This is a genomic window from Tateyamaria omphalii, assembly GCF_019802125.1.
Lineage (GTDB): Bacteria > Pseudomonadota > Alphaproteobacteria > Rhodobacterales > Rhodobacteraceae > Tateyamaria > Tateyamaria omphalii_B.
Genome location: NZ_JAHVHT010000004.1, coordinates 242,974 through 268,288 on the forward strand (window position 1 = coordinate 242,974; position 25,315 = coordinate 268,288).

Sequence of the window (25,315 nt, forward strand, 5' to 3'; positions counted from 1 at the left end):
ACCGCGCCAAGGGGCACGAGAAGGCCAAGGTCTGACTTGGACACACGACGAGGCTGCCAAGGGGATCACCCCTGCGCGCGGCCGACGACAGCAAATCGGCCACCGGTGTCTACCGCTTCCTCCGCTTCACGTTTCCACCGCGTTGGCCAGCCCGCCCAGCCGTTGACCGACCGGACGCCTTCTGCGCGTCGTCCACGGCTTTCTCCACAGCGTATTGTCGCGCCATCGGATCATCGGCAATCGCCAGGTCCACTGTTTCAAGCCGTTTGACCTCGTCACGCAACCGTGCAGCCTCTTCGAACTCCAGGTTCTCGGCCGCCTTGCGCATGTCCGCGCGCAGCCCGTCGAGCACCGCCTGCAGGTTGCCGCCCGCCATCGGTGCGTCGATCTTGGCGGTGACGCGGCTTTGGTCCGTGTCGCCCTGGTAGAGGCCCGCCAGCACATCCTCGACGTTCTTTTTCACCGTCTCGGGCGTGATGCCGTGTTCCTCGTTATAGGCCATCTGCTTGGCGCGGCGGCGGTTGGTTTCGGCCAGTGCGCGTTCCATCGAACCCGTCACTTTGTCGGCGTACATGATGACGCGGCCATCGGCGTTCCGGGCGGCGCGGCCGATGGTTTGGACCAGCGACGTCTCGGAGCGCAGGAACCCTTCCTTGTCCGCATCGAGGATGGCGACCAGCCCGCATTCGGGGATGTCGAGCCCCTCGCGCAGCAGGTTGATGCCGATCAGCACGTCGAAGGCGCCCAGTCGCAGGTCGCGCAGGATTTCGATCCGTTCCAGCGTGTCGATGTCGGAGTGCATGTAGCGGACGCGGATGCCCTGTTCGTGCATGTATTCCGTCAGGTCCTCGGCCATGCGTTTGGTCAGCGTGGTGCAGAGGGTGCGATAGCCGTTGGCGGCGACCTTGCGGACCTCGTCGAGCAGGTCGTCGACCTGCATTTCGACCGGGCGGATTTCAACCTCGGGGTCCAGAAGGCCGGTGGGGCGGATCACCTGTTCGGTGAAGACACCGCCCGTCTGTTCGATTTCCCATGCTGCCGGTGTGGCGGAGACGAAGACGGATTGGGGGCGCATGGCGTCCCATTCCTCGAATTTGAGGGGGCGGTTGTCCATGCACGACGGCAGGCGGAAACCGTGTTCGGCCAGCGTGAACTTGCGCCGGTAGTCGCCTTTGTACATGCCGCCGATCTGGGGGACGGAGACGTGGCTTTCGTCCGCAAAGACGATGGCGTTGTCGGGGATGAATTCGAAAAGCGTGGGGGGCGGTTCGCCCGGTGCGCGGCCTGTGAGGTAGCGCGAGTAGTTTTCGATCCCGTTGCAGACGCCGGTGGCTTCGAGCATTTCCAGATCGAAATTTGTGCGCTGTTCGAGCCGTTGCGCTTCGAGCAGCTTGCCCTCGCCCACCAGCTGGTCGAGCCGGATCTTGAGTTCCTTTTTGATGCCGATGATGGCCTGGTTCATCGTCGGTTTGGGTGTGACGTAGTGCGAGTTGGCGTAGACGCGGATATGTTCGAGCGTTGCTGCTTTTTCGCCAGTGAGCGGGTCAAATTCGGTGATGGATTCGAGTTCTTCGCCGAAGAAAGACAACTTCCATGCCCGGTCTTCGAGGTGGGCGGGGAAGATTTCGAGGGAGTCGCCGCGGACGCGGAAGCTGCCCCGTTGGAAGGCCTGGTCGTTGCGCCGGTATTGCTGGGCGACAAGGTCGGCCATGACCTGGCGCTGGTCGTATTCCTTGCCGACCTTGAGGTCCTGGGTCATCGCGCCGTAGGTTTCGACCGAGCCGATGCCGTAGATGCAGGAGACGGAGGCCACGATGATCACGTCGTCGCGTTCCAGCAGCGCCCGCGTGGCCGAGTGGCGCATGCGGTCGATCTGTTCGTTGATCTGGGATTCTTTCTCGATGTAGGTGTCCGAGCGGGGAACGTAGGCCTCGGGCTGGTAATAGTCGTAGTAGCTGACGAAGTATTCGACAGCGTTGTCGGGGAAGAACCCTTTGAATTCGCCGTAGAGCTGGGCCGCGAGCGTCTTGTTGGGCGCGAGGATGATGGCGGGGCGCTGGGTTTCCTCGATCACCTTGGCCATGGTGTAGGTTTTACCGGTGCCGGTGGCGCCCAGCAGGACCTGGTCGCGGTCGCCGTCCAGAACTCCTTGGGACAGTTCCTTGATCGCGGTGGGCTGGTCGCCCGCGGGTTTGAACTCGGTGTTCATCACCAGTGCCTTGCCGCCTTCGAGCTTCAGGCGGGTGCGGACGTCCTCTGCCGGGTTGGCGAGGTAGGTGGTGGGTTCGGAGGAATCGGTGTGTGCGTAAGCCATGCACGTAATCTGGCGCAAAGGGGTCGGGGCGCAAGTGGGTGCGACGCTTTGCTGTCAGGAATTGGCAGGAGCGTGTAGCCGCATGGGCGTGTCCATTCCCTTGAGGATTTCAGTGGCTACATGCCGGGTCGGCATACCAGTGAGTTGCGCCACGGTGTCCGACAGTAGAATGGGTTCACCCAGCCTGCCGCAGAAGGCTTCGACCCGGCTGGCGATGTTGACGGACTGGCCCAGCACGGTGAAATCCAGCCGCTCGCGGGCGCCGACATTTCCGTAAAGCAGCTTGCCATAGTGGATGCCGGTGCCGAACGGCACGGGCAGGTCTGCCAGCGCTGCAATGCCGAGGGCGGCGTGCGCAGCGCTGAGGGCCTGACGGCACGCTTCTACCCGCCCGGTCCCACCTCCATCCGAGGGAAAGAGCGCAAGGATACCGTCGCCCATGAACTTCAGAATCTCGCCGCCATTGTTGTCGATGGCGTCCGACATCACCTCGAAATAGCGATTGGCGACATCCAGCGCCTTCTCGGCTGGCTGCGTGGCGTTAAGGGCGGTCCAGCCGCGGATGTCGGAGAAAAGGATGGCGGCTTCGATCTGTTCGATGTCACCGCGGGTGATCTGGCCGTCCAGCACCCGCTGCCCGGTTCGGGGCCCAAGGTAGCTTTTGGCGATGGCGTTCGCCATGTGGTCGTGGCGCTGTGCTTCGACCACCGGTGCCAGAACGTCCGAGACCGTGTCGAGCAGGGCGATGTCTTCCGCGCTGAAACCTGCGCCATCGGCCGCAAAGATGATGATGCCAAAACTGCCGGTGGCGAACAGCATCGGGCGACCGTACCAGTCGGTGGCACCCCGCGCCTTCAGCTCATGCAGGATCAGGTGGTCGTCCGGGCCGAGCGTGCCGTCAAGGCGCCGACGATAGGGCGCCTGAGTGGTCGAAATGATCTCCATCGGGCTGCCGATATATGTATCGCGTGTCTCGATACCGTGTGGCGCACTCAACTGCGCCTTGTCTTCGGCATCGTTGCCGCCGGGATCCCAGATATGGCTCACCGCTGCGATCATCGGATGGGTCGTGCGTATGCCTATCCGCAGCCGCATCAACGGAATGCCAGCCGCCCGCAGCCTCAGAGCCAGCCCATCCGTCAGGGCTTGCGGTCCTTGAAGGCGTCCGGCGGTCAGGATCCAGTCGATGAAAGGGGCGGCATCATGCATGAAATTGATATGATCCAATTTACCTCTGAGACAATTCGCATCTTGCGGCGCCGGGCGGAATTCCCGATATGTTTTTTAGCCAGTTCGGGAGCCATGGAATGCGCGCACGTATCTATCAGCCAGCCAAGACAGCGATGTCGTCGGGAAATGCCAAGACCAAGCATTGGGTACTTGAGTTTGCACCGGCCTCGGCCCGCTCGGTTGATCCGTTGATGGGTTGGACGTCGTCCTCGGACACGCAGGCGCAGGTGAAGATGTCGTTCGACACCAAGGAGGCAGCGCTGGACTATGCCAAGGAACATGGCATCGACGCGCAGGTACAAGAGCCCAACAAGCGCAAGGCCAATATCCGGCCCGGCGGATATGGGGAAAACTTTGCCACCAATCGGCGCGGGGCATGGACGCACTAAGCGTTACCCCCGACACACCGGCGACCCCGGATGTGCAAGCGCTGCTCGGGCGGCACTTTGCGCTCATGCGCTCTCAATCCCCCGCCGAAAGCTGCCATGTCATGGAGCCGGACACTCTGCTGGAGGCGGGCGCGACGCTCTATGCCGCACGCGATGGCGATGCAGTTCTGGGAGTGGGCGCGTTGACCGTGATTGCGCCCGGCCATGGTGAGTTGAAGTCCATGCACACGGCGGCCGAGGCGCGTGGACGGGGCGTGGCCCGTGCAGTTCTGGCCGCATTGATGTCGGAGGCGCGCGCGCAGGGCCTGACGCGCCTGAGCCTTGAGACCGGATCGGCAGAGGTGTTCGCCCCTGCCCGTGCCCTCTATGCCGCCCACGGCTTCGAAGAGTGCCCGCCCTTCGGCGACTATGTTCTCGATCCCCTGAGCGTTTTCATGACCCGCACGCTCTGAACGCTTGCCCTGCGCCGCGCGCTGCGGCATGACGGGCGCAGCGGTCCCTTAGCTCAACTGGATAGAGCAGCTGACTTCTAATCAGCAGGTTGAGGGTTCGAGTCCTTCAGGGATCGCCACCGGCTTGTCCGGAAATGACATTCGACATCCAAAGTCTGGTTCCAAGACAAAAAAGTATCTTTGACAGACGTCAGAACCCGCGCCTCGTTTGTCGCAATTTTCTCAATGGATTGCGCTCTATTCGGCGGCTTTCTTATGCTGCGCCGCGGCAGAAGATCAAACGACTAAAGTTCGCTCAGGGCCGTCAGAGTAGCTTGGATGGAATGTAAAGCGCCAGGTCCTGCCAGAACCAGAGCAGTACAGCCGTAGATAGCATGATGAGCGCGAACGGAATGGCCCCTTGGATCACCTCTTCGAGACGCGCTTTACCCACGGCCTGAATCACGAACAGGTTCAAACCGACCGGAGGTGTGATCAGCGCAGTCTCGATCAGGACGACGAAGAAAATCCCGAACCAGATTGGATCAATACCCATGATCTCGAGTGCCGGGAAGAGCACCGGGACCATGATCAACATCATGGACAACGCTTCCAGGAAGAAGCCGATGATAAGCAACACAAGACCCACCGCGAAGATGAACATGGTCGGATTGGAGATGTTCTCCGTAAGGAAGCTGCTGATCGATTGCGGGATCAGATAGAGCGTGATGGCGTAGGAGAATACTTTCGCACCCGCTACAATGATGAAAATCATTGCAGTCGTTTTCAGGGAGTCATGTACCGCGTCGCGCAGTTTGGCGAAATTCATGCGGCCCATGGCGAAGGTCATGAGCATGGCGATCACGAATCCGACGCCGGCGCTTTCGGATGGGGTCGCAATACCTGCGTAGATCGAGCCGATGATTGCGATGGCAAGTACGACCGTTGGAAGCGCGTAGAGCGTGACAAGTAAGCGCTGCTTCATCGGCAGGCGTTCCACCTTCAGGCCGTCTTTGCCGCGCGAATAAATCATCGCGTAGATGATGAAGAGCGTGGCCAAGAACAGCCCCGGTCCAATCCCTGCAAGGAACAGCGTCGGAATCGATGTTTCAGTGATAACGCCATAGATAATGAGCGGGATAGATGGTGGGATGAGAATGCCCAACGTCCCGCCAGCGGCAAGCTGGCCCATAATGAAGGGACGGTCGTAGCCTCGTTTTTCCATTTCGGGGATGGCGACGGTACCGATAGTGGCTGCAGTTGCCACAGATGATCCTGAGATAGCCGAAAACAGTGTGCAGCTTTTTATTGTCGCCACGCCCAAGCCGCCGGGCCAATGCCCGACCCAAGCCTGCACACTGGCGAAAAGATCTCGTCCGACGCCCCCCTTGAGCAAAACATTGGACATCAAGAGGAACAGAGGCACAGCCAAAAGCTCGAAACTGTCCATCGTTCCGAATAGGCGTTGCGGCACGGCAATCAGCGGGAACCCCTTCAACCAAAGAAGGACAACGCCCAGAGCGCCCATGGCAAAAGCAACCGGGACACGTAGAAGCAACAGGCCCAGAAGGGCACCAATGATCAGGACGGATTCCATCGCTCAGTGGCTCCCTAACTCGGAACGCTGCAGGTTCGCTTGGCCCGTCCAAACCTTGTAAATTTCGACCAACGCTTGCAGCGCCAACAAGCCGAACCCGACCCAGACGGCGGATTGCGTGTAAGCCTTGGGAACGGCAAGATAGCTGTCGGTCGTATGTCCGGCGAGCGTGGATTTGACCCAAATGTCCCATCCGTATTTGGCTGCAATGCACCCGAAGAAAACGATGACCAAAAGCGAAAACGTCTCCACGATCCGGCGCTGCAGGGAGTTCACATCGCGGAACGTCAGATCGATGATGATGTGCTGACGGTGCTTCAGCACATAAGCCGTTGCCGCGAATGTGCCCCACACTTGGAATATCCGCGCAATCTCATCCACCCAAACCGTCGGGCTCGTGAGCGCGTAGCGCATGAACACTTCGTAGGCGACAAAGACGCCTATGGCAAAGAACATCCAACCGGCAAGGATGCCGAAGAATTCAGAAAGCCCATCAACGATTTTGGTCAGCGCCTGCATGAAAGGTGTACCCCAAAGAGAGAGGAGCAGCCGGGCCTTCAGAACCCGGTTGCCTCTACGTTATGGTCCGGGGATTACATGCCGGAAACGGCTGAAATCACCTTGGCTGCTGTATCGCCCGCGTCATCGATGAAACGCTGTGCCACGCTGGACGTTGCATCGACCCATTGCTGACGTTCTTCGTCAGACAGGTCGACGACTGTCATCAGGTCGCGCATCTCTTCGACGATGGCATCTTCTTCGGCATAGATCGCGTCGCGCAACTGCTGCTCCACCTCGGCGGCCGCGTCCAGAACGATCTGTTGATGCTCAGGCGAGAGGTTTTCGAAGAAGTCGTTGTTCATAACGGCGACGAACTCGATGGCGCTGTCATAGGACAGTGTCATATGATCCATCACTTCGTGCAGCTTGCGGGATTTAACGGCAGAAGCACCTGTCATACCGACATCCACTGCACCCTGCTGATAGGCCAGGAACTGCTTGGAGCCGGACATCAGAGTTGGCGCGCCACCCAGGGCTTCGACAGTCCAGCCAAGCACTTTGCCGTAGGTCCGCACCTTTTGATTGTTCAGGTCCGCAGGGGTGCGGATCGCGGAACCGCTGGACAGGTAGACGTTCCGACCGAAGGCTTGCCACCAAAGAACCTTGGCGCCTGTCTCCTCGAGCACGGCCGCGTCAAGGATATTGCGCATTGGGGAACCCGTTGCGACAGCAGCACGCAAATGCGCTTCATCCCGGAAGAAGAACGGCAGGTTAACGACGTCAACAGCGGGGACTGCACCTGTGAAGCGTCCCAAGAATGCAGAACCAGCCTCAACAGCGCCCGAGCCAACCGCCCCTGGCACTTCCTTGTCTTTGAAGAGCTGAGCAGATGGGAACAACTGAACCTTCAGCTCCCCGCCCGACTTCTCTTCAATGATGTCCTTGAATGCGCTCCAGTTCTGTCCCAACGAATGAGTTTCCGGTAACTGCAGCGTGACCCGGATAATCGTTTCAGCCTGCGCCACCATCGGTGCCGCCATGATCATCGTCGCGGCCAAGACCGCCTTAAACATGCTACGCATGACTCCTCCCTTGCGTTTTTGTGTTGTTCGCAATTTTGTCTTGATCAACAGCGTTGCAATGCGGCAGCATAATTGTCAATTACATATGTAAATCAACGAAGGCCAATCGAGAATGTCGACGCAGGATGACATCGAAGAACCCGTGGCAGGCGAAGGTCTGATCGCCGCCATTCACTCTCTGTCACACAAGTTGATGCTGCTTTACTCCCAGATCGTCTACGATCAAACCGGCCTGAATTGGCAGGATTGGCGCATTCTGCGCGCGGTTGTCGGCCTACAATCCTGTCGTGCGCAAGACATCTGCGACGAATGCGGCCTTCAGAAACCGCACGTGAGCAACGGTCTCGCAAGGCTGGAGAAAGCCGGACATATTGAACGGTCGCGGAACCCAGAGAACGCGAAGGTCAAAGTGGTTCGATCTACGGCCCAGGGTGCAAGCTTGGTTGAGAAAGCTCAGCCTGTACTCGATGATCTCAACGCGCAGATTACGACCAAAGGAACATCAGGCGAGGGCCTGCTTGAGGAGCTGAGAGGCTATCAGTCTGAGTTGGACCGTTTGGCAAAAATTACTTCGAGCGAATAGGCACAGTTGTCACAGCTCGATTTGGCGCCAGCAGCGAACGCAAGTTTTTTAGACGGCCACCGCGGAACTCACAGGCCGTGCCGGACGGCGGCCTACGGCCAGTCAAAGCAAATGGCTAGACCCGCGATTCAGATGTCGCAGTGCTTCCGAAGTCCTTCCAGAGCCCATTTCTGGCCGATGCTGCGGCAATTTTGAAAGTCTGCTTTGGCAAAAGCAGATGTAATCGTAGGCTGAAGCTGACCAACGATAGTTGCGCCGATTATGCTTCGAAAGTCACTGTTCAAAGTGAGCTACCTCAGAAATGTCGATTTGCATCTGACGTGCCTCCGTGGGTCCTTGAGAAGCAATGGGAGGATACAATGCTCGACACAACGACCTCAGATCAAACCCAGGCGATTTTAGATGACTTTGGAGATGCGCTCGCGCAGGGCGACATCGCGCGCGCCACCGAAATGTTCGAGACTGACTGTTATTGGCGTGATCTTGTCAGTTTCACTTGGAACATCAAGACGGTCGAAGGCAAAGACCAGATAGCCGACATGTTGTCCCATCAATTGGCAACAACGAAACCCTCTGGCTGGAAAATCGCCGAGGGTGAGACCGTGACAGAGGATGGTGGCGTCACCACAGCCTGGATCACCTTTGAGACGGATGTCGCGCGTGGCTATGGGCTGATCCGGCTGAAGGGCGACAAGATTTGGACCCTTCTGACAACCATGGTCGAGTTGAAAGGGCATGAAGAACCAGCCGGCTTCAACCGGGCCATGGGCGCGAAACACGGCGCAGGCAAAAACAGGGCCACGTGGGCTGAAGAACGCGCCCGAGAAGAGGCTGAACTGGGTTACAAAACGCAGCCGTACTGCGTGATCATCGGCGGTGGCCAAGGCGGCATCGCCATGGGTGCCCGTTTGCGCCAGCTTGGCGTCCCGACAATCATCGTGGAGAAAAACGAACGCCCCGGTGACAGCTGGCGGAACCGCTACAAGTCTCTGTGCCTGCACGATCCCGTCTGGTACGACCACCTCCCGTACATCAAGTTCCCCGACAACTGGCCTGTCTTTTCACCAAAGGACAAAATTGGCGACTGGCTTGAAATGTATACCAAGGTCATGGAGCTGAACTACTGGACCCGGACCACGGCCAAATCGGCTACATTCGATGAGGCCAGCGGCGAGTGGACACTCGTTGTGGACCGGAATGGCGAAGAGGTTGTGATCAAGCCCAAACAACTTGTCATGGCGACGGGCATGTCCGGTAAAAAGCGCATGCCGTCCTTTCCCGGGATGGAGAGTTTCCAAGGCGTGCAACAGCATTCCTCCGAACATGATGGGCCAGACGCGTGGACTGGAAAGAAGGTCGTCGTAGTCGGCTCAAACAACTCGGCCCATGACATCTGTGCGGCTCTCTGGGAAGCGGATGCTGATGTCACCATGGTGCAGCGCTCATCGACCCATATCGTTCGATCCGAAACGCTGATGGACGTTGCATTGGGCGATCTGTATTCCGAGCGTGCCGTTCAAAGCGGGATGACGACCGAAAAGGCTGACCTGATCTTTGCATCGCTGCCCTATCGGATCCTCCACGAATTCCAGATCCCCGCATATGCCGCAATGAAAGAGCAAGACAAGGATTTCTACGAGGGGCTGGAAAAGGCCGGGTTCTGGCTGGACTGGGGCGACGACGACAGCGGTCTGTTCATGAAATATCTGCGGCGTGGATCGGGGTACTATATCGACGTTGGCGCGAGTCAGCTCATCATCGACGGTCAAATAAAGCTGAAACGCGGTCAGGTCACAGCGCTTGATGAGACAGGTGTCATCCTTGACGATGGCACCCACTTGGATGCGGACTTGGTTGTCTACGCGACCGGGTACAATTCGATGAATGGCTGGGTCGCAGACTTGATGGGGCAGGACATGGCCGACAGACTCGGCAAATGCTGGGGCCTCGGTTCCGACACAACGAAAGACCCTGGTCCGTGGGAAGGCGAGCAACGGAATATGTGGAAACCAACGCAGGTGCCGAATTTATGGATGCACGGCGGTAACTTACACCAATCGAGGCACTACTCACAGTTCTTGTCTTTGCAAATCAAAGCGAGAATGGAAGGCATTCCGACCCCGGTCTATGGGTTGCAAGATGTCCATCATCTAAGCTGAGATCCATTCGAGGCGATTAAGCGGCCATTCAACGTGGTTGAAAGATCTGCCGCTTGGCCCGCGGACCGTGAGTTCGCCCATCTACTTGTTGTGCAGTGGCAGCGAAGGTCCGCAGGCCTTTGGATTGCAGAAAAACATGGAGCGTAAATCAGTGCTCCATCGCAACAACAAATTGACGGGCGACGGCGGCTGTCCGGTGCCGAAAGGCCTTGATGTACTCTGGGTTGGAGTAGAGCGACATGAACACGTCGAGGTTGGGATACTTGCCGATGGCAATCAGATCCCAATCTTGATCCTGGCCAAACAGGCTGCCGGCAAAAGGTGCAACTGCCAGGAACTCACCGCCCGCTCCATGCATTGAGGGGACGCTGACATCTGCGTAGCGCTGGAACGCCTCTCTACCGGTTGCCGCTGGCGCAAGTTCGTCCCCGTAATCCGCTGTTTGATGGAACTTGAAGAAGTTCACCAAACTGAAAGGTTTGTTGGGTTCTCGCTGCAGAATCCGCTGCCACTGCGCAGGCGTCGGTGCATGGCCGTCGGCCCCATCGCCATAACTCTCCACAAGCGAACGGACCGTGTCGTTGAAGTTCATTGCAATCTCCACTTTAATGACGCGTGTCAATAAACAGGAATCGTTACACGTGTCAACAAACGTTAGAGGGGATAAGACCCGGTCGCAGGTTCTCGATGCCGCGTGGGATCTGATTTCGGAGAAGGGTGCGGATGTTTCGGTCTCGGACATAGCGGTTTCCGCCGGGATCAGCCGGCAGACGATATACCTGCATTTCGGATCGCGTGGTGGCTTGTTGGTCGCCTTGGTCCGGCGCGCTGACGAACGGTTCGAGATCAAAAAGCAGTTCGATGTCGCACTCAGCTTGCAACAGCCAAAGGACCGGATTGTGCGCACGCTGCAGGCCTGGCTGGCCTTTGTCCCCAAGATTTATCCTGTGGCCAAGGATCTGATCCGGCTGCGTGACACCGACGCTGATGCAGCGACAGCGTGGGCAGATCGCATGGACGAGTTGCGCGAGTGGTTGCTTGATCTGATGCGCAGCCTGCAACGCGACGGCGCTTTGAGGGATGAATGGAGCCCGGAACACGCCAGCCAGTTCTTCTGGGTGCAGACGAGCGTTCAAGCCTGGGGGCTGTTGCGCAAAGACTGTGACTGGAGCGAGGAGGCCATCGCCACCCATTTGGAACTGGTCCTCACCCAGAGCTTGTTGCGCGACGGCACTGGCGACTGAAGTGTGATCACTCCTTGTGTGGAGTGCCTTGGCCGGTGTCGAGATATTGTTTCAGGCTGCCGAGGAAAAACATGTCCCAGCCCGCCTCACAGACATCGTAGCAGAGCAGGTTTGGGGTGAGGCCGTCATGCTCTAGCCTGATCCGTGTGCCGTCACCTTGTCCAGTGATGTCCCAAACTACTTTTGTATCAAGCCACTCGGTCTCGATCTCTTTTGGCTGACCCTCGTGGATATGCAGGGCGTCGACGCAGGTCCACTCGACCCGAGAGGGACGATCCATGCCCGTCAGTTCGAATGTCCAGTATGACACGCCGGGAGGGAACGTGAACTTGGCTCGATCGCCGATGCGAATAAGCGGGTGATCCGGGCGGGTCCACCAATGTTCGACACCGCGTGTGACGGCGTCGAATGCGGCTGCCGGATGCCCCGAGACGTCAATGGATTTCTGGTAGTTTTGCATGTTTGTCTCACCCCTTTCCTCAGGCGGCATTTGCCCAGTGGGGCGGAAAGGTTTGTGCAACATTGGGTAAGGCTTCGACCCGTTGAACCCAAGCTGCGATCTCTGGCGACAATGCAGTCAGATCGGGCAGTCCGAGATCTTGCATGATCTGTGGTTTCGTCTCCATTGCCCTTTGGATCAGTCGGACATGGGGGAACGCGACGGCGTCCACCGCGCCCGGCCGTGTGCCTGACAAAAAGGGATGTTGAGCCAGAGTATCAGTCAGGTGCTTCAACTCGGCCTGCAAGGTCTTGGCCGCGGCCTTCAGATCATCTGTGGCCTTGTCTGCACCGTCGAAGAAAATTGGGGACAACACGCCGCTTGTTGCATCGGGCAAGTAGTCAAAGACATCCATGGTGCGCTGCCATATTGTGCCTGCGTCTTGCGGCGTCTCGCCGAACAGAGGGGACGCGGGGAACTTCCGGTCCAGCCAGGCGAGGACCGCGATGGATTGACCAAGAGTCATGTCGCCGTCTTTGACGGTCGGAACGGTGCCACGCGGATTGATGGCAAGGTAGGCATCGGATTTGTGCTCTTTCTGCCCAGCGGAGAGCAGGTGCACATCGTATTCGAGGCCCTTGAAGGCCATGCCAAGCGCCGCGCGCCAGGGGCTTGGCGCGCCGCTTACGGTCCAAAACTCAAGTGTCATGATCTGTGTCCTCTGGATATGCGTGTTTACAGAGGCTTATCCGGGACGGTATGATCTGAAAAGTAGGCAGAGTTTTTGTATATACTATCAAAAACAGTACTAATGAAAGAAAACAGATGTCTCAGACCCGGACCACCCCCGCTGACATCGCGATTTCAGATGCAGTCCCATGCCCCGCGCCACGTGTGATCGGTATGATTGGCGGCAAATGGAAGCTGCTGATTCTGCAGATCCTGATCTTTCAGGGGACAAAGCGGTTCGGCGAGTTGCGCAAATCCATCGATGGGATCACTCAGACCATGCTGACCAATCAGCTACGGGCCCTGGAGGCGGACGGATTGGTCATCCGCAAGGTCTATGCCGAGGTGCCGCCGCGGGTGGAGTATTCGGCAAGCAAGGATGGCTTGGCCCTGGCACCTGTGTTCACGTCCATGCACGACTGGTGGGTCAATCGTTCAGCCGGCACGTAACGCCTGATCCACCCGGTCGATTTCTGTCTCGTACCACGCGATGGTGCCCTTGGGGTCTTCGCCAAAGCTTTTGGCAAAGGATGCGGGGGCTTCGGTGACCTCGTCATATCGCGTGGCCCACACCATCATCGAAATCAACGCTGGCAGAAAATCCCGCGCCTTCTTGGTCGGGAAATAGCACACGCTGCTAGCTTTGCGCGGGTCGGGTTCGCGGGTGAGCATGCCAAGCGTTTCGAGCTTGGCCAGCCGGTTTGCCAGAATGTTGGTCGAGATACCTTCGGGTGAGCCCAGGAATTCGCGGTAGGTGCGCTTGCCGTGCAGGAGCACGTCCCTGAGCAGCAGGAAACACCACTTGTCGCCCACGATCCCGGCCGCGTAGCGCGTCGGGCATCCATTCCAGTCCGGTTTTTCCTGTTTTGCCATAGGGGGGATATAGACGATTGCAATCCACTTGCAATGTGCAAGTGTATCAAGTACCAGAATACTTGCAAAATGCAAGTGGAGTTAGAAAATGCCTACACCCTTCGTCTGGTTCGACAACATGACCGCACAGCAACAAGACACGACCCGGTTCCTTCAGGCCATGTTCGGATGGCAGCCGCGGCGTGTTGAGACGATGACATTTCTGAATGAGGGCGGCGTGGACGCGCCCTTTGCCGCGATCTGCGACGAGCTGGAGGGCATCACGGGATGGGTTCCCTACTTTGAGGTTGATGACCTTGGCGCCGCCACGGCTCGTGCCCGAGAGAACGGCGCACACGTTATCGTGGAAGACGTCAAGGGACCGGCAGGGGATGCCAGCTTTATCCGTGACCCGGGCGGCAGCCCGATGGCCCTTTGGAAGCGCGGCTCGAGCATGTGAGATCCAGCATGTTGAAAAAACAGATCCTGGCCGCAGCGACCTATCCAGTAATCGTATTCCCCCTTGCGCTTGTCTGGCATCTGGCTTTGTTCAAGGACAGATACATGACCTTTGGCTATTTCGACGGAGAACCCGATGTCGCAATCGGTCTTGCCACAATAGTCATTCAGGGGGTGGTCCTCGCCGCCATCTATCCGATGTTCAATCCGCGCAGCGCGGGCCATGCCCGTGCCTTCCAGTTTGCGGGGTTATTGGGCGTGTTCTTTTGGACAAGCCACGTGCTGGCGCTGGTGGCCAAGCAGAATGTTCCGCAAGCGCCAACATTTATCCTGATGGAGACCATCTATCTGGCGCTGCAGTTCGGGCTGTTCGCACTCGCACTCGGGTTCATATTCCGCACGTCCAGGAAAGCGGAGAATACTGCCAACTAGTGGTTCGAGACACTGCTCCCCTGAGGATGTGATGCGCGACGCCATTCTCCAGCGCTTCGGATGTCACCGGTGCCTGATCAACGGCAGCGAACCAAATCGGCCCCGCAAGAGCTGCTTATTCAACGCCCGTGAAGGGTTCGATTGTTTCGACCTCAACCAGACCCACCGGCGTTAGTTCGATCCGCGTGAATTTTGGCAGCGCCTCGCCGGTCTCGTAGGACAGCGTCCCTTCATACTCGATACGCCGTGCGACAAGGCCGTCCATCATGCCCAGGTTGGAATAGATGATCTCGGCGGTCAGGTTCAGCGTGCCGTTATCGTCAACACTCGCCGTCATGTTCTGAAGGTCGTGGGCGTTCCGCCAAGTGCTTTGAATTCGCGTGACGGCCACCTCGTATTCTGCATGGCCGTTCGCAGTCCCAGACGGCGAGGTGACAGAAAAGTCTCACGCTTTTCATTCGCTGTGTTCCGTGCTCATCTAAACACGCAAATTGACGCAACATATTGAAGGGAAAGTGTTTTGATAGACGATGTAAATCTCGTCGTAATCTTGCTTGCCGCCTTGGCGGCAAGCCTCAGCCCAGGTCCTGCATCTCTCGCTGTCGCGGGAACCTCGATGGCACGCGGGCGACGGGCAGGTCTATTTCTCACAGCCGGCATAATGATCGGCTCGCTGGCGTGGTCTATTGCTGCGGCACTTGGCCTTGGGGCTGTTATGCTCGCCAATGCATGGGTATTTGAGGTCATCCGATATGCAGGTGCGGCCTATCTCCTATATTTGGCGTACAGATCTGCTCGGTCTGCACTGTCCACCACAGACGTGAAGACCAAAGCAATTGAAGGCAAACCTGCAGCGCTGGTTGTACGTGGTGCGGCACTACATCTGACCAACCCCAAATCGATCCTGTTTTTTGGCGCTCTGTATTCGATGGGAATGCCATCGGATGCCAGCCCAATGCAACTTGCAACAGTGGTTGGCGCAGTTGGGCTACAAGCAACGATCGTCTATTCTGGATACGCTATGCTGTTCTCCGCGCCGTCCATGACACGCCTATACTTGAAATTGCGTCGTTGGTTTGAAGGTGCATTTGCCGTTGGTTTTGGACTGGCAGGTCTGAAAGTCGCAACTGCGCGATTGCAGTAGCCCAGTAGCTCACAGAAGCGGCTTTCAAAGGACGACTTGGAAATCCGCTTCGTCCGCTGACCCGGCGTTAAGGGTGCTCAAGGCCATGTCTCCCTCGGGCGGTCATCCGCCGCGAGTTCCCCATTCCCAATTTGACGGGCGTAAGTCGGCCGAGCACATCGCTGCCTATGATAAGATGAGCTGGAGAAGGCCAAAACGGGAACAGCCGGATGTTTAGAGGACAGTGTCATTGTGGAGCGGTGAGTTGGACGCTCGAAGCAACACCAGAGTCAGTGACCGCATGCAACTGCACGGTTTGTCGCCGATACGGTGTGCTTTGGGCATATGGCTATATTGGGCACAGCATCGATACGTCAGGTAGCACAAGCACCTACAGACGAAGTGATCGTGGTGACGGAGATATCGATTTTCACTTTTGCACCACTTGTGGATGTCTGACGCACTATGTCGGAACCATCGCTGATGCGGAGGGCCGCTATTGGAGCGCCGTGAATGTCCGTATGGCTGACCCGAAGCAAATCAGCGAAGTCTCAGTCAACCATTTTGACGGCTATGACACGTTCAAGCGATTGCCCTCCGATAGTCGGAAGCTGAAAGATATGTGGTTCTAGAACCATAACGAGAGCGGCCATGGGTGCGCTTGCGGCAAAAACCGGAACGTCCAGGCCTCAGCCATCGCAGGTCATGGAACGGATGTCGGCTTCATGCTGGGGACTGATCAAACGACCAAAACAGTCGGATGTCAGCACCCAGCCCTTCCTTCTATATTATTGCATGGCGGCAAAGCTCTGCTTGCGTGCGCCTCGCTAACGTGTGTGTCCCATGCAGCGTCTTGCCGTTACCGTCAGCAGTCGGCTCTTTGGCAGCGATGTCTACTTGCACATCGGCATTCCAGCATCCAACTGTCAGACACATAAGGGAGAAGAACATGTGTCTACCCCGACTGTTTTCAGCGATCGCCGTGCTGTTGGTACCGTTTTTCGAAACCGCGCCCGCATTGGCGAATTCGGATTTCGAACCTATCGAAATTAGATTGGTCACCGGGGCACCGGCCGACGATGGAGCGCTCGATACTGCCAGAAGCGAGACAACGCTTGACGTTGAACCAGAGACTCTCCTGGGGCCGTCTGATTTCGTGAGCGTTGGTAACGTGCACTGGACCGTAGAAGGCGACAAAAGAAGCCCGGGCTTCAACGTGATGCTGACGCCTGCCGGTTCGCTGGCCTATGAAAGAATCTCCACTGAAAATGTAGGCCGGACGCTGGCCGTGATCGTCGACGGACAGATCGTCATAGCCGCCAAGATCCTTGATCCGGTGCGGGCCGAAGGGTTTCTGCTGACCATGAACAGCGAAGCCGAAGCCCTGTCCATTGCCAAGATGCTCCGACAGGTGATTGCTCCAGACACATAGGCGGTCGTCACCGGATGGGTTGGTTTGTCGCCACGGCACTATCCGCACCAAATGGCAGCCCTGAAGCTAAACGGCCGATGCTTGACTTGCACCAATGTCGGAGTCCGGCCCTTCTTGTATTCCCCTTGTAGCGTAGCCAATGTCTGCTCCGACGACGACCCTATCTGTTTTCATCACAGGAAACCGTCAGAATGGTTTGCATCCCGCACCTACAAACAGATCGGCTACTTCTGCGGCCACCCGGTGAGCCGGACCTCAAGGCCTATTGCGAATTCTACGGCGATGCAGAAGCATCGCATTTCTCCGGCGGACCAATCGATGCTGTAGCGGCATGGAACAGGCTAGCGCGCGATTGCGGTCATTGGCACCTGCGGGGGTATGGCAAATGGACCATCGTGCTCAAGGAGAGTGAAACGGTTGTCGGCAGTGCCGGTTTTGCGTGGCCAACGGGCTGGCCACGCCCGGAGCTGACATGGTGGATCGGTTCTTCGTGGCGTAGGCAAGGGTTTGCAAAAGAGGCGTCCACTGCTGCTATTGCCTATGGATACAATGAACTGAAGTGGGATCTGGTGGAAACCCATATGAAAGATGAGAACACCGCAGCCAGATCCCTTGTTTCCTCACTCGGCGGTCAAAAGATTGCACGCGAGGATTTTCCCGATGGAGTGAGCCGTGACGTCTTTCGTCTTCCGCCGCCACCAAGCAGCTAGCGGACATTGACCTTGAGACACCGGATGATCGCTTCGTCCGCAGTTCAGCCCCCTAACCTGTCCTTGATTTCGCATCGGCAGCGAATGGCCGCCAAGATGGCTGCCGCTGCAGCATTCGGCATGCGGCATTTCACTGGCCGGTTCCGCAATTTCATGCAGAGCAAGCAATGGCCTGCCTGGGTAACTGTCACGAGAACCTCCGAGGCCAAGACGATCATCAATCAAGATGGGACGCTGCTGCGCCGAACCGAACCGATCGAGGTCTTGCCGATGACCTTCAACAAAGATGGCACTTGGTCAGACGTTCGATCAAGGAGCTGTTGAGTCAGGCGGGTCTGAAAGATGACGGCCCGCCAACGCCACATGCGCAAACAGGGCAGACATCCGAAGCCGATCAAGACCGGGCGGCTTCTTTCTTGCCTGAACGACAAAAACGACCAAGAGTACCGTGTCGAAAGGCGAGATGAGCGTGTCGTCGAGCGCAGACAGATTTGTCGATGTGGAATATTTTCAAATCATTATCAAAGACTTATTAGTCTGAATGGCAGACTTTGAATGTCGAACATCAAAATCTGTCCCCCACCCCGGCCCACGATTGACCGTGCCCGCCCGCTCTTTCTGTGACGCACGCCCACAGATATGTGCACCCCCTGTCCACCTCACGGCCATGATCACCCTGACAGGGGCACCAGACAAGATGCAAACAAGCTTGCAGCAAGAAAAGAATCATGCAAGCCTGCTTGCAGTTCACCACTGGAAAGATCGAGATGTCCCTTATCGACAAGATTTCAGGCCAGGCGCCAAGCCTGACGCCGAGCGAGCGGCGGCTCGTGGAAACGGTCATCGACAGGCCAAAGGCCGCGGCGCTTGGGACGGCTCTGGAACTGGCGCGGGCCGTTGGCGTGCACGAGGCCACCGCATCGCGTCTGGCCAAGAAGCTCGGATTTGACGGCTACGCATCCTTTCGGGACGCCCTGCGCGAGGAATTCATCGCAACGCATGAAACGGCGACCCGGTTCGAAAAGACCATCACGACCAGCACGCCCGAGACGATCCTCGGCAAACTGGCGCTGGACGAAGCGCAGGCGCTTGGCCGGATCGAGGAATTCATAGACGCGGACCAGATCGCCGAGGTGGCAGGGCTGTTGATGGGCGCGAGGCGCATCTTCGTCTATGGCTACGGCAATGCCGAAGTCCTGTCGCTGATGATGGTCAAACGCTTTCGCCGCTTCGGCAAGGATGTCCAACATCTCGTACCGGATCCCCGTGGCCTGGCAGAACAACTTTTGGGCATCGGCGCGGGGGATGTGGTGCTGAGCTTTGCGTTTCGTCGGCCACCGCGGGGCTACGCGGCCCTGATGGAAGTCGCGAAGGAGACGGGCGCCAAGACGATCATGATTTCGGGCAAGTCCGGCGCACTTCTGGCGCCCGGTCCCGACCATCTGCTTGCTGCCCCACGTTCGGGCGACCCGGACGCTTTCCAGACACTGATCGTTCCGATGACCGTCTGCAACGCGATCGTCATCGCGGCAGGCCTCACGGCGAAAAAGGAAACGCTGAAGAAACTCGATCGGCTCGGCCAGCTGATCGAGCGGTTCGAATGACCTAGGGCCCACGGGAGAAAAACATGGCACGACTGACGGCAAAGCGCCTCGGCGCGATAGGTATCCTTTTGTCTACGGCAGCGCTGGCCGACGGGCATATCGATGACATGACAGCGCAGGAACTGCTTCCACGCGCGCAGGAGGAAGGGTCGGTTGTCGTCTATTCCTTCACCAGCCGAATTGGCCGTGTCGAAACCGCCTTTGAAGAGGCGTATCCGGACATTGACCTGCAGGGCTTCGACATCTCGTCGACCGAACAGATCGCGCGGCTCAAGGCCGAGGCACAGGCGGGCGTGACAAATGCCGATGTCATCTACATTTCCGACACCCCGGTTGTTCTGACTGAGCTTCTGGAGACCGGGATCATCGCACCCTACGTGCCGCCACGTGTGACCGACCGGGTGCCCGAAGAGTACCGCAGCCCGCTTCTGGCACAGCGGCTGTCAACCAAGGTGCTGATGTATAACGAAGAATCAAATCCAGATGGCGCACCCATCGACAACCTGTGGGCACTGACAACGGACGACTGGCGGGGACGCGTTGTCATGGTGGATCCGCTTCAGCGGGGCGACTACCTCGACCTGATGACGGAAATCGTCCTGCGTTCGGATGAGATGAGCACCGCATACGAGGCGCAGTTCGGGCACGCCATTGATTTGGACGGCGCAACCAGTGCGGGCGAACGTTTCATCATCGACCTGTTCGACAACGACCTCATCCTCGTGGGGTCGACCGATGACGTGAACGTGGCTGTGGGCGCGATGGGACAGGACAACCCGCCAGTGGGTTTCACCAGCTATTCCGACCGCCGCGATAACGCGGACGAGGGCTGGGCGCTGCAAGTGGCAAACGACGTCATTCCCGCGCCGGGCATTATCTTTCCCGCCGTGCTTGCGCTCGCGTCCGAACCGCAGAACCCCGCAGCCGCCCGCCTCGTCATCGACTTCCTGATGGGCGACGAAACGCAAACCGGCGGACCGGGCCTTGCGCCTTTCTACGTGGCGGGCGACTACGTCACCCGGACCGACATCCCGCCGCACCCGGACGCGGTCCCGCTTGACGATTTCACCGCATGGCGGATCGCACCGACCGAGACGGCAAAGATCCGCGCCGATATCGGCGACCTGGTTCTGACGCTGCAATAACGCGCTCCTCCCCAGCGGGGGTCGGGGTGACAGCACACCGCCCCCCGCATCTTTCCATTCCAGATTTGCGAGGAAGACCTCGATGGCCGACACAGCCGTAGGTGGACAGGGAAGGCGCGTCTTGTTCGGGCCGGGCACGGTGCTCAAGACGGTGGTTCTGGCCATCCTGGTCGCACTGATCGTCCTGCCGCTTTTGCGCACCGTACTTTTCACGCTGCAACCGGACACGATCCACGCCTGGAGCGATGTGTTGAGCGGGCGACTGTCCACAAACCTGTTCTACAAACCCTTGGGCAACACCCTGTTGATTGGCGTGGTAGTCAGCACCGGATGCATCCTGCTCGGTGGCTTTCTGGCCTGGCTTGTGGTGATGACCAACGTGCCGTTCCGCAAAACCATCGGCGTGATGGCGACGCTTCCATTCATGATCCCGTCCTTTGCTGCTGCCCTGGCCTGGAGCGCATTGTTCCGCAATGACCGCGTCGGTGGACAGGTTGGATGGGTGCAGGGGATGGGCATCGGCATCCCCGATTGGCTGGCCTGGGGCATCGTGCCCACGCTGATCGTGCTGACGCTGCATTATTTCAGCCTGGCCTTCACCATCATTGCAGCCGCGTTGGCAACCGTGAACTCGGATCTTGTCGAAGCCGCTCAAATCGCTGGTGCCAAGGGGCGGCGGATTCTGATGGGCATTGTCCTACCCGTCACCCTGCCCGCGCTTGTCGCTGCGGGATCGCTGTGTTTTGCCGGGGCGGTATCGAACTTCGCGACACCCGCGCTTCTCGGGTTGCCCGTGCGGATGCAGACACTTTCGACCCGGCTCTTCGGTATGATCGAAGTGGGTCAGGTCGGGCGCGGCTACGTGATCGGCATCCTGCTGGTGCTGATTTCGGCAGCCTTCCTCTGGGTGGGCAACCGTCTGGTATCCGGGCGCCGATCCTATGCGACCATCACCGGCAAGGGCGGGCGGGCCAAACGGTTCGACCTGCGCGGGGCGCGCTGGCCCCTCTTTGCACTTGCGATGGTGGTTCTGGTGGCCGCGACGGTGGTGCCGGTGATCGTTCTCGTTGCTTCCAGCCTCGCACCATCCTCCGCGAACCTGTTTTCGGGCTGGACCCTGCACTACTGGATCGGCCAGAGCGACCCCGGCTTCGCCCAGGGCATCCCCGGCATCGCCTATAACGCCGACATCGTGCGCGCGCTGACAATCACATTGGGTCTGGGTGCGGCAGTGGCCTTTTCCGGCATGTTCGTGGGCCTGCTCGCCTCCTACACCACGGCGCGCTACCGCGAAGGCTGGATGTCCGCGGCCATCATGCAAGTCGGCTTCCTGCCTCTTCTGGTGCCGGGCATCGCGTTTGGTGCCGCATACATCGCCTATCTTGGCGCGCCGATCGGGCCCCTGCCCGCACTCTACGGCACCTTTGCGCTGCTCGTCATCGCGGCCACCGCATACCTGCTGCCGTTCTCCGTACAGACAGGGCGTGCGGTGATCCAACAGGTGGGCGGCGAGCTTGAGGAAAGCGCCCGCATGACCGGCGCCGGGTTCGCCCGTCGACTGAGCGCCATCACCATTCCGCTGGCGATCCGCGGGCTGACGGCAGGCGGCATCCTGATCTTCGTCAAGATCGTCCGCGACCTGTCGCTGGTGGTGCTGCTCTTTACACCGACGATGCCGGTCCTGTCCGTGGTGGCCTACCGCTACGCCTCCGAAGGGTTCGCACAGTTCGCCAACGCGATCACGGTCGTGATCCTGTTCATCTCCATTGCCGCCAGCCTGCTTGCCAGCGGGCTGCAATCGAAATCCCAGCCCTGGCTGCAGAACTGAAGGTCTTTCATGCTGGAAATACGCAATCTCACCAAACGGTTCGGCGGCGTCGAAGCGGTCAAGGATGTCTCGATCTCTGTGCCCGACGGCGCGTTCCTGGTCCTTCTTGGCCCATCGGGTTGTGGAAAGACCACGCTCCTGCGGATGCTCGCTGGGCTGGAACTGCCGTCCGCAGGGCAGATCATCTTCGACGGCCAGACGGTTTCGGATGGCGACCGCGACTGGGCCGTCGACCCGGCCAAACGCAACTCCGGACTGGTGTTTCAGTCCTATGCGCTCTGGCCTCACATGTCGGTGCGCGGCAACGTGGATTGGCCGCTCAAGGTCATGTCGATGCCCAAGGCCGAACGCGCAGAGCGCGTGCGCGAGGTGCTTGAACTGCTCGACATCGCCAACCTCGCCGATCGCTACCCCAACGAGATCTCGGGCGGTCAACAACAGCGGGTCGCCATCGCCCGCACCATTGCACCAAGACCGTCGGTTCTGCTGTTCGACGAACCGCTGTCGAACCTCGACGCCAAACTACGGGTCGAGATGCGCACCGAACTCATGCGCCTGCACCGTGCAACGGGAGCAACCACGGTTTACGTGACCCACGACCAGATCGAGGCGATGACCATGGCCACCCATGTCGCGGTCATGGATCGGGGGCGCGTGCAGCAATTTGGCGCCCCCGCCGACCTCATCGACCGGCCCGAAACGGCCTTTGTCGCCACCTTTGTCGGAACGCCCCCGAACAACATGGTGCCGGTGGTCAAGAACGGCGCAGGCTACAGGGTCGGCGGCCGACACATGGCACTGTCACCGCCTGCGGATGACTGCATGGCGATGTTCCGGGCCGAGAACATGGCGGTCAGCGGCCAGGCAGGCGACACCACACTGCCCATGGAACTGGTCGAAACCAGCACCATCGCGGGCCGCACCATGGTCACCGGCCTGCGCGATGGGCTGCGCCTGACGGCCATTGTCGACAAGCCCCCCGCACTTCGGATCGGCGAGACGGTACAGTTCCGCCTGCCCAGCGAACCCGACAGTTGGTTCGCCCCCGATGGCACGAGGATCGGCTGATGCGTTTGCTGCTTGTCCGCCATGGGCAATCGGAATGGAATGCGGTCCGCCGTCTTCAGGGACAGGCCGATATCGGTCTGTCGGAGCTTGGCAAATCCCAGGCAGAGACCCTGCGCCCGGTGATCGAAGACATCGCGCCCTGCCGGACCGTCGCGTCAGACCTGAAACGGGTGCGCCAGACCAGCAAGCACCTGGGCATCGACGCCCCGCACTTCTCCAGGGCATTGCGCGAAAACGATGTCGGCGATTGGACGGGCCGCGCCATCGCCGACATCCGCAAGGAAGACGAAGAAGGGTACCAGGGCTGGCGCGCGGGCACCTCCGTGCCACCGGGGGGAGAGGCATGGCCCGATTTCGCCGACCGCGTCAGCGCCGTGATCGAGGAAGAACGCCGCGAACCTTGTACGAACCTCCTTGTCGTCTGCCACGGCGGTGTCATCCGGGCGCTCCTGCAACGCTATGTCGGGCTTCAACCCGCACATGTCATCCCGGTTGCACCGGCAAGCCTGACAGCACTGCGATTGGGCAACGGCAAGCCTCCCAGAATTGAGCTCTTCAACTACCGCCCCGACGACCTCGACTTCGGCGCACCCGACTGATGGGCATGGACCTGCTGTTCCTCGTCATGGGCGGAACGCTCCTGTTCTATGGCGGGGACTGGCTGATCGACGGAATCGAACGGCTTGCAGCAGAGTTCAGGATACCGCCCGTCATCGTGGCTTTTGTCGTCATGGGGTTTGGCACCTCCGCGCCAGAGCTTTTTGTCGCGGTGCAGGCCATGCTTGCGGCGGCACCCGATGTCGCGGTCGGCAATGTGGTTGGAAGCAATATCGCCAACCTGCTTCTCGTGCTTGCACTTGCCGCCCTGATCGCACCGGTTGCCACCGCGTCGGACATCCTGCGCATAGACGGATGCGCGATGCTTCTGGCCGCTCTGTCCTTCGGCATTATCGCATATGATGCGGTTGTCTCGCGGACAGATGCGGCAATGCTCATCGTGGGAATGACGATCTACCTGCTTCTGCGCTGGCACTCGCTTGACGACCAGGACAGCGCGGAACCAGACGGGACCGGTGGGCTGACCGGTGCAATGGGCTGGTGTATCGCCGCTCTGGTCGCCCTGCCCTTCGGCGCACATCTGTTCATCAACGCCGCCATTGGCCTCGCCGGCAGTTTGGGCATGTCCGAGGCCCTGATCGGTTTGACCGCTGTGGCCATCGGTACGTCCCTTCCCGAAATGGCGGCCTGTGTCGCCGCCGCCCTGCGGCGCCAGCCCGACCTCATCCTCGGTGGAATCCTCGGCAGCAACGTGTTCAACGGCACCATCGTCCTGGGCAGCGCGGCCCTGGTGTCTCCGGTTCTGATCGCGGACACCTTCATCGCATTCTGGATTCCGATCATGATCGGAGCATCCCTGGTGTCACTCATCTTCCTTCGTACGGGTTTCGTGCTGAGCAGACAGGAAGCGTCGGTCATGCTTTTTGGCTATGCAGTGATCTTTCTGTTCTGACGGTTCGGAAAAGCTCATGCTGATATTGCATTGACTCATAGCTTTGTAACTATTTATTCCGAACTCATGAAAGATCGCCTTGAACAGTCCAAAGCCCTGGCAAGCAACGCACGCCTGTCCATCCTCACATGGCTATCCGACCCCGACGCGCATTTCTCGCATCAAGCGACGGGTCGGCCATCGGACATTGGCGTCTGCGTGACCTTGATCACGGCAAAGCTCGACATGGCCCAGCCCACCGTCAGCCGCCACCTCGAACTGTTGCGACGGGCCGGCTTCCTGTCGGTCAACAAGATTGGCAGATGGTCCTATTTTCAAAGGGACGAGGCTGCGATTTCCGAGTTCAAGGGGTGGATCAATGACCATCTTTGAGCAAGCGGACACAAACCTGCTCCCCGGCTTCAAGCGCCGGATGATCGACATCGATGGCAAGCCCGTGATGACACTGACAGCG

29 protein-coding genes and 1 tRNA gene are annotated in these 25,315 nt (G+C 59.0%); 20 read left to right on the plus strand and 10 right to left on the minus strand.

Features of this window, described 5'->3' with window-relative positions; genetic code table 11:
- Window positions 1–109 precede the first annotated feature (109 nt).
- Both uvrB and KUV51_RS17170 read right to left on the minus strand, forming a co-directional pair.
- Window positions 110–2,314, minus strand: coding sequence for an excinuclease ABC subunit UvrB (uvrB, locus tag KUV51_RS17165; protein WP_222522668.1), 2,205 nt, complete (start codon window positions 2,312–2,314; stop codon window positions 110–112).
- A gap of 54 nt (window positions 2,315–2,368) precedes the next feature.
- Window positions 2,369–3,523: an adenylate/guanylate cyclase domain-containing protein gene (locus KUV51_RS17170; RefSeq protein WP_222522669.1), complete on the minus strand. Its 1,155-nt coding sequence runs from the start codon at window positions 3,521–3,523 to the stop codon at window positions 2,369–2,371.
- A 98-nt stretch (window positions 3,524–3,621) separates the two neighbouring features.
- Here KUV51_RS17170 and KUV51_RS17175 point away from each other — a divergent pair, with 98 nt between their 5' ends.
- The 3 genes from KUV51_RS17175 (at window position 3,622) to KUV51_RS17185 (ending at window position 4,504) form a co-directional block, all read left to right on the plus strand.
- Complete coding sequence (locus tag KUV51_RS17175) at window positions 3,622–3,933, plus strand: ETC complex I subunit (RefSeq protein ID WP_222522670.1); 312 nt, start codon at window positions 3,622–3,624, stop codon at window positions 3,931–3,933.
- Window positions 3,921–4,385, plus strand: coding sequence for a GNAT family N-acetyltransferase (locus KUV51_RS17180; RefSeq protein WP_222522671.1), 465 nt, complete (start codon window positions 3,921–3,923; stop codon window positions 4,383–4,385). Before KUV51_RS17175 ends, KUV51_RS17180 begins: the two co-directional genes overlap by 13 nt.
- 42 nt (window positions 4,386–4,427) lie before the next feature.
- Window positions 4,428–4,504 (plus strand) — tRNA-Arg (locus KUV51_RS17185).
- Between the two features lie 185 nt (window positions 4,505–4,689).
- On the opposite strand, the gene KUV51_RS17190 is transcribed toward KUV51_RS17185, so the two are convergent.
- The 3 genes from KUV51_RS17190 to dctP all read right to left on the minus strand — a co-directional run bounded on the left by KUV51_RS17190 (window position 4,690) and on the right by dctP (window position 7,592).
- On the minus strand, window positions 4,690–5,961 hold the full coding sequence (locus KUV51_RS17190; RefSeq protein ID WP_222522672.1) for a TRAP transporter large permease: 1,272 nt from the start codon (window positions 5,959–5,961) through the stop codon (window positions 4,690–4,692).
- 3 nt (window positions 5,962–5,964) lie between these two features.
- Window positions 5,965–6,480 (minus strand): TRAP transporter small permease, encoded by a 516-nt coding sequence (locus tag KUV51_RS17195; RefSeq protein WP_222522673.1) that lies wholly within the window; start codon window positions 6,478–6,480, stop codon window positions 5,965–5,967.
- Between the two features lie 74 nt (window positions 6,481–6,554).
- Window positions 6,555–7,592, minus strand: coding sequence for a TRAP transporter substrate-binding protein DctP (dctP, locus tag KUV51_RS17200; protein WP_261385888.1), 1,038 nt, complete (start codon window positions 7,590–7,592; stop codon window positions 6,555–6,557).
- Between the two features lie 64 nt (window positions 7,593–7,656).
- Between dctP and KUV51_RS17205 the strand changes: the two genes are divergently transcribed.
- Together KUV51_RS17205 and KUV51_RS17210 are read left to right on the plus strand one after the other, a co-directional pair.
- The gene (locus tag KUV51_RS17205; protein ID WP_222522674.1) at window positions 7,657–8,127 is read left to right on the plus strand and encodes a MarR family winged helix-turn-helix transcriptional regulator; all 471 of its coding nucleotides are present in this window, start codon (window positions 7,657–7,659) and stop codon (window positions 8,125–8,127) included.
- A gap of 359 nt (window positions 8,128–8,486) precedes the next feature.
- Entirely contained in the window at window positions 8,487–10,286 is a 1,800-nt protein-coding gene (locus KUV51_RS17210; protein ID WP_222522675.1) for an NAD(P)/FAD-dependent oxidoreductase, read from the plus strand.
- A 148-nt stretch (window positions 10,287–10,434) separates the two neighbouring features.
- Here KUV51_RS17210 and KUV51_RS17215 read toward each other — a convergent pair whose 3' ends face one another.
- Entirely contained in the window at window positions 10,435–10,878 is a 444-nt protein-coding gene (locus KUV51_RS17215) for a DUF1330 domain-containing protein (protein ID WP_222522676.1), read from the minus strand.
- 49 nt (window positions 10,879–10,927) lie between these two features.
- Here KUV51_RS17215 and KUV51_RS17220 point away from each other — a divergent pair, with 49 nt between their 5' ends.
- The gene (locus KUV51_RS17220) at window positions 10,928–11,530 is read left to right on the plus strand and encodes a TetR/AcrR family transcriptional regulator (protein ID WP_222522677.1); all 603 of its coding nucleotides are present in this window, start codon (window positions 10,928–10,930) and stop codon (window positions 11,528–11,530) included.
- A gap of 7 nt (window positions 11,531–11,537) precedes the next feature.
- Here the strand turns inward: KUV51_RS17220 and KUV51_RS17225 are convergent, their stop codons facing one another.
- Together KUV51_RS17225 and KUV51_RS17230 are read right to left on the minus strand one after the other, a co-directional pair.
- On the minus strand, window positions 11,538–11,990 hold the full coding sequence (locus KUV51_RS17225) for an SRPBCC family protein (protein ID WP_222522678.1): 453 nt from the start codon (window positions 11,988–11,990) through the stop codon (window positions 11,538–11,540).
- A gap of 19 nt (window positions 11,991–12,009) precedes the next feature.
- Complete coding sequence (locus tag KUV51_RS17230) at window positions 12,010–12,678, minus strand: glutathione S-transferase family protein (RefSeq protein WP_222522679.1); 669 nt, start codon at window positions 12,676–12,678, stop codon at window positions 12,010–12,012.
- A 116-nt stretch (window positions 12,679–12,794) separates the two neighbouring features.
- On the opposite strand from KUV51_RS17230, the gene KUV51_RS17235 reads away from it, so the two are divergent.
- Window positions 12,795–13,148 (plus strand): winged helix-turn-helix transcriptional regulator, encoded by a 354-nt coding sequence (locus KUV51_RS17235; RefSeq protein WP_222522680.1) that lies wholly within the window; start codon window positions 12,795–12,797, stop codon window positions 13,146–13,148.
- Here KUV51_RS17235 and KUV51_RS17240 read toward each other — a convergent pair.
- Complete coding sequence (locus KUV51_RS17240; RefSeq protein WP_222522681.1) at window positions 13,134–13,571, minus strand: winged helix-turn-helix transcriptional regulator; 438 nt, start codon at window positions 13,569–13,571, stop codon at window positions 13,134–13,136. The genes KUV51_RS17235 and KUV51_RS17240 overlap by 15 nt on opposite strands.
- 88 nt (window positions 13,572–13,659) lie before the next feature.
- Between KUV51_RS17240 and KUV51_RS17245 the strand changes: the two genes are divergently transcribed.
- Together KUV51_RS17245 and KUV51_RS17250 are read left to right on the plus strand one after the other, a co-directional pair.
- Window positions 13,660–14,010, plus strand: a complete 351-nt coding sequence (locus tag KUV51_RS17245; RefSeq protein ID WP_222522682.1) for a VOC family protein — start codon at window positions 13,660–13,662, stop codon at window positions 14,008–14,010.
- A gap of 8 nt (window positions 14,011–14,018) precedes the next feature.
- Window positions 14,019–14,441 carry a hypothetical protein gene (locus KUV51_RS17250; protein ID WP_222522683.1) on the plus strand — a complete coding sequence of 141 codons (423 nt, stop codon included), beginning with the start codon at window positions 14,019–14,021 and terminating at the stop codon, window positions 14,439–14,441.
- A gap of 115 nt (window positions 14,442–14,556) precedes the next feature.
- Here KUV51_RS17250 and KUV51_RS17255 read toward each other — a convergent pair whose 3' ends face one another.
- Window positions 14,557–14,778, minus strand: coding sequence for a hypothetical protein (locus tag KUV51_RS17255; RefSeq protein WP_222522684.1), 222 nt, complete (start codon window positions 14,776–14,778; stop codon window positions 14,557–14,559).
- A 225-nt stretch (window positions 14,779–15,003) separates the two neighbouring features.
- Here KUV51_RS17255 and KUV51_RS17260 point away from each other — a divergent pair, with 225 nt between their 5' ends.
- The 11 genes from KUV51_RS17260 (at window position 15,004) to KUV51_RS17310 (ending at window position 25,233) form a co-directional block, all read left to right on the plus strand.
- Complete coding sequence (locus tag KUV51_RS17260) at window positions 15,004–15,585, plus strand: LysE family translocator (protein ID WP_261385908.1); 582 nt, start codon at window positions 15,004–15,006, stop codon at window positions 15,583–15,585.
- A 928-nt stretch (window positions 15,586–16,513) separates the two neighbouring features.
- Window positions 16,514–16,996, plus strand: a complete 483-nt coding sequence (locus KUV51_RS17265; protein ID WP_222522686.1) for a SecDF P1 head subdomain-containing protein — start codon at window positions 16,514–16,516, stop codon at window positions 16,994–16,996.
- Between the two features lie 191 nt (window positions 16,997–17,187).
- Window positions 17,188–17,706: a GNAT family N-acetyltransferase gene (locus KUV51_RS17270; protein ID WP_222522687.1), complete on the plus strand. Its 519-nt coding sequence runs from the start codon at window positions 17,188–17,190 to the stop codon at window positions 17,704–17,706.
- 84 nt (window positions 17,707–17,790) lie between these two features.
- Window positions 17,791–18,030, plus strand: a complete 240-nt coding sequence (locus tag KUV51_RS17275) for a hypothetical protein (RefSeq protein ID WP_222522688.1) — start codon at window positions 17,791–17,793, stop codon at window positions 18,028–18,030.
- Window positions 18,031–18,434: 404 nt separating this feature from the next.
- Complete coding sequence (locus KUV51_RS17280) at window positions 18,435–19,310, plus strand: MurR/RpiR family transcriptional regulator (RefSeq protein WP_222522689.1); 876 nt, start codon at window positions 18,435–18,437, stop codon at window positions 19,308–19,310.
- A gap of 23 nt (window positions 19,311–19,333) precedes the next feature.
- Complete coding sequence (locus tag KUV51_RS17285) at window positions 19,334–20,455, plus strand: ABC transporter substrate-binding protein (protein ID WP_222522690.1); 1,122 nt, start codon at window positions 19,334–19,336, stop codon at window positions 20,453–20,455.
- A gap of 82 nt (window positions 20,456–20,537) precedes the next feature.
- On the plus strand, window positions 20,538–22,283 hold the full coding sequence (locus tag KUV51_RS17290; RefSeq protein WP_222522691.1) for an ABC transporter permease: 1,746 nt from the start codon (window positions 20,538–20,540) through the stop codon (window positions 22,281–22,283).
- 9 nt (window positions 22,284–22,292) lie between these two features.
- A complete protein-coding gene (locus KUV51_RS17295) occupies window positions 22,293–23,351 on the plus strand; it encodes an ABC transporter ATP-binding protein (protein ID WP_222522692.1) in 1,059 nt (352 codons plus the stop codon).
- Complete coding sequence (locus KUV51_RS17300; RefSeq protein ID WP_222522693.1) at window positions 23,351–23,950, plus strand: histidine phosphatase family protein; 600 nt, start codon at window positions 23,351–23,353, stop codon at window positions 23,948–23,950. The genes KUV51_RS17295 and KUV51_RS17300 overlap by 1 nt, the downstream gene beginning before the upstream one ends.
- Before the next feature lie 5 nt (window positions 23,951–23,955).
- Window positions 23,956–24,861, plus strand: coding sequence for a calcium/sodium antiporter (locus KUV51_RS17305; RefSeq protein WP_222522694.1), 906 nt, complete (start codon window positions 23,956–23,958; stop codon window positions 24,859–24,861).
- Between the two features lie 66 nt (window positions 24,862–24,927).
- Window positions 24,928–25,233 carry an ArsR/SmtB family transcription factor gene (locus KUV51_RS17310; protein WP_261385891.1) on the plus strand — a complete coding sequence of 102 codons (306 nt, stop codon included), beginning with the start codon at window positions 24,928–24,930 and terminating at the stop codon, window positions 25,231–25,233.
- Window positions 25,234–25,315: the final 82 nt, after the last annotated feature.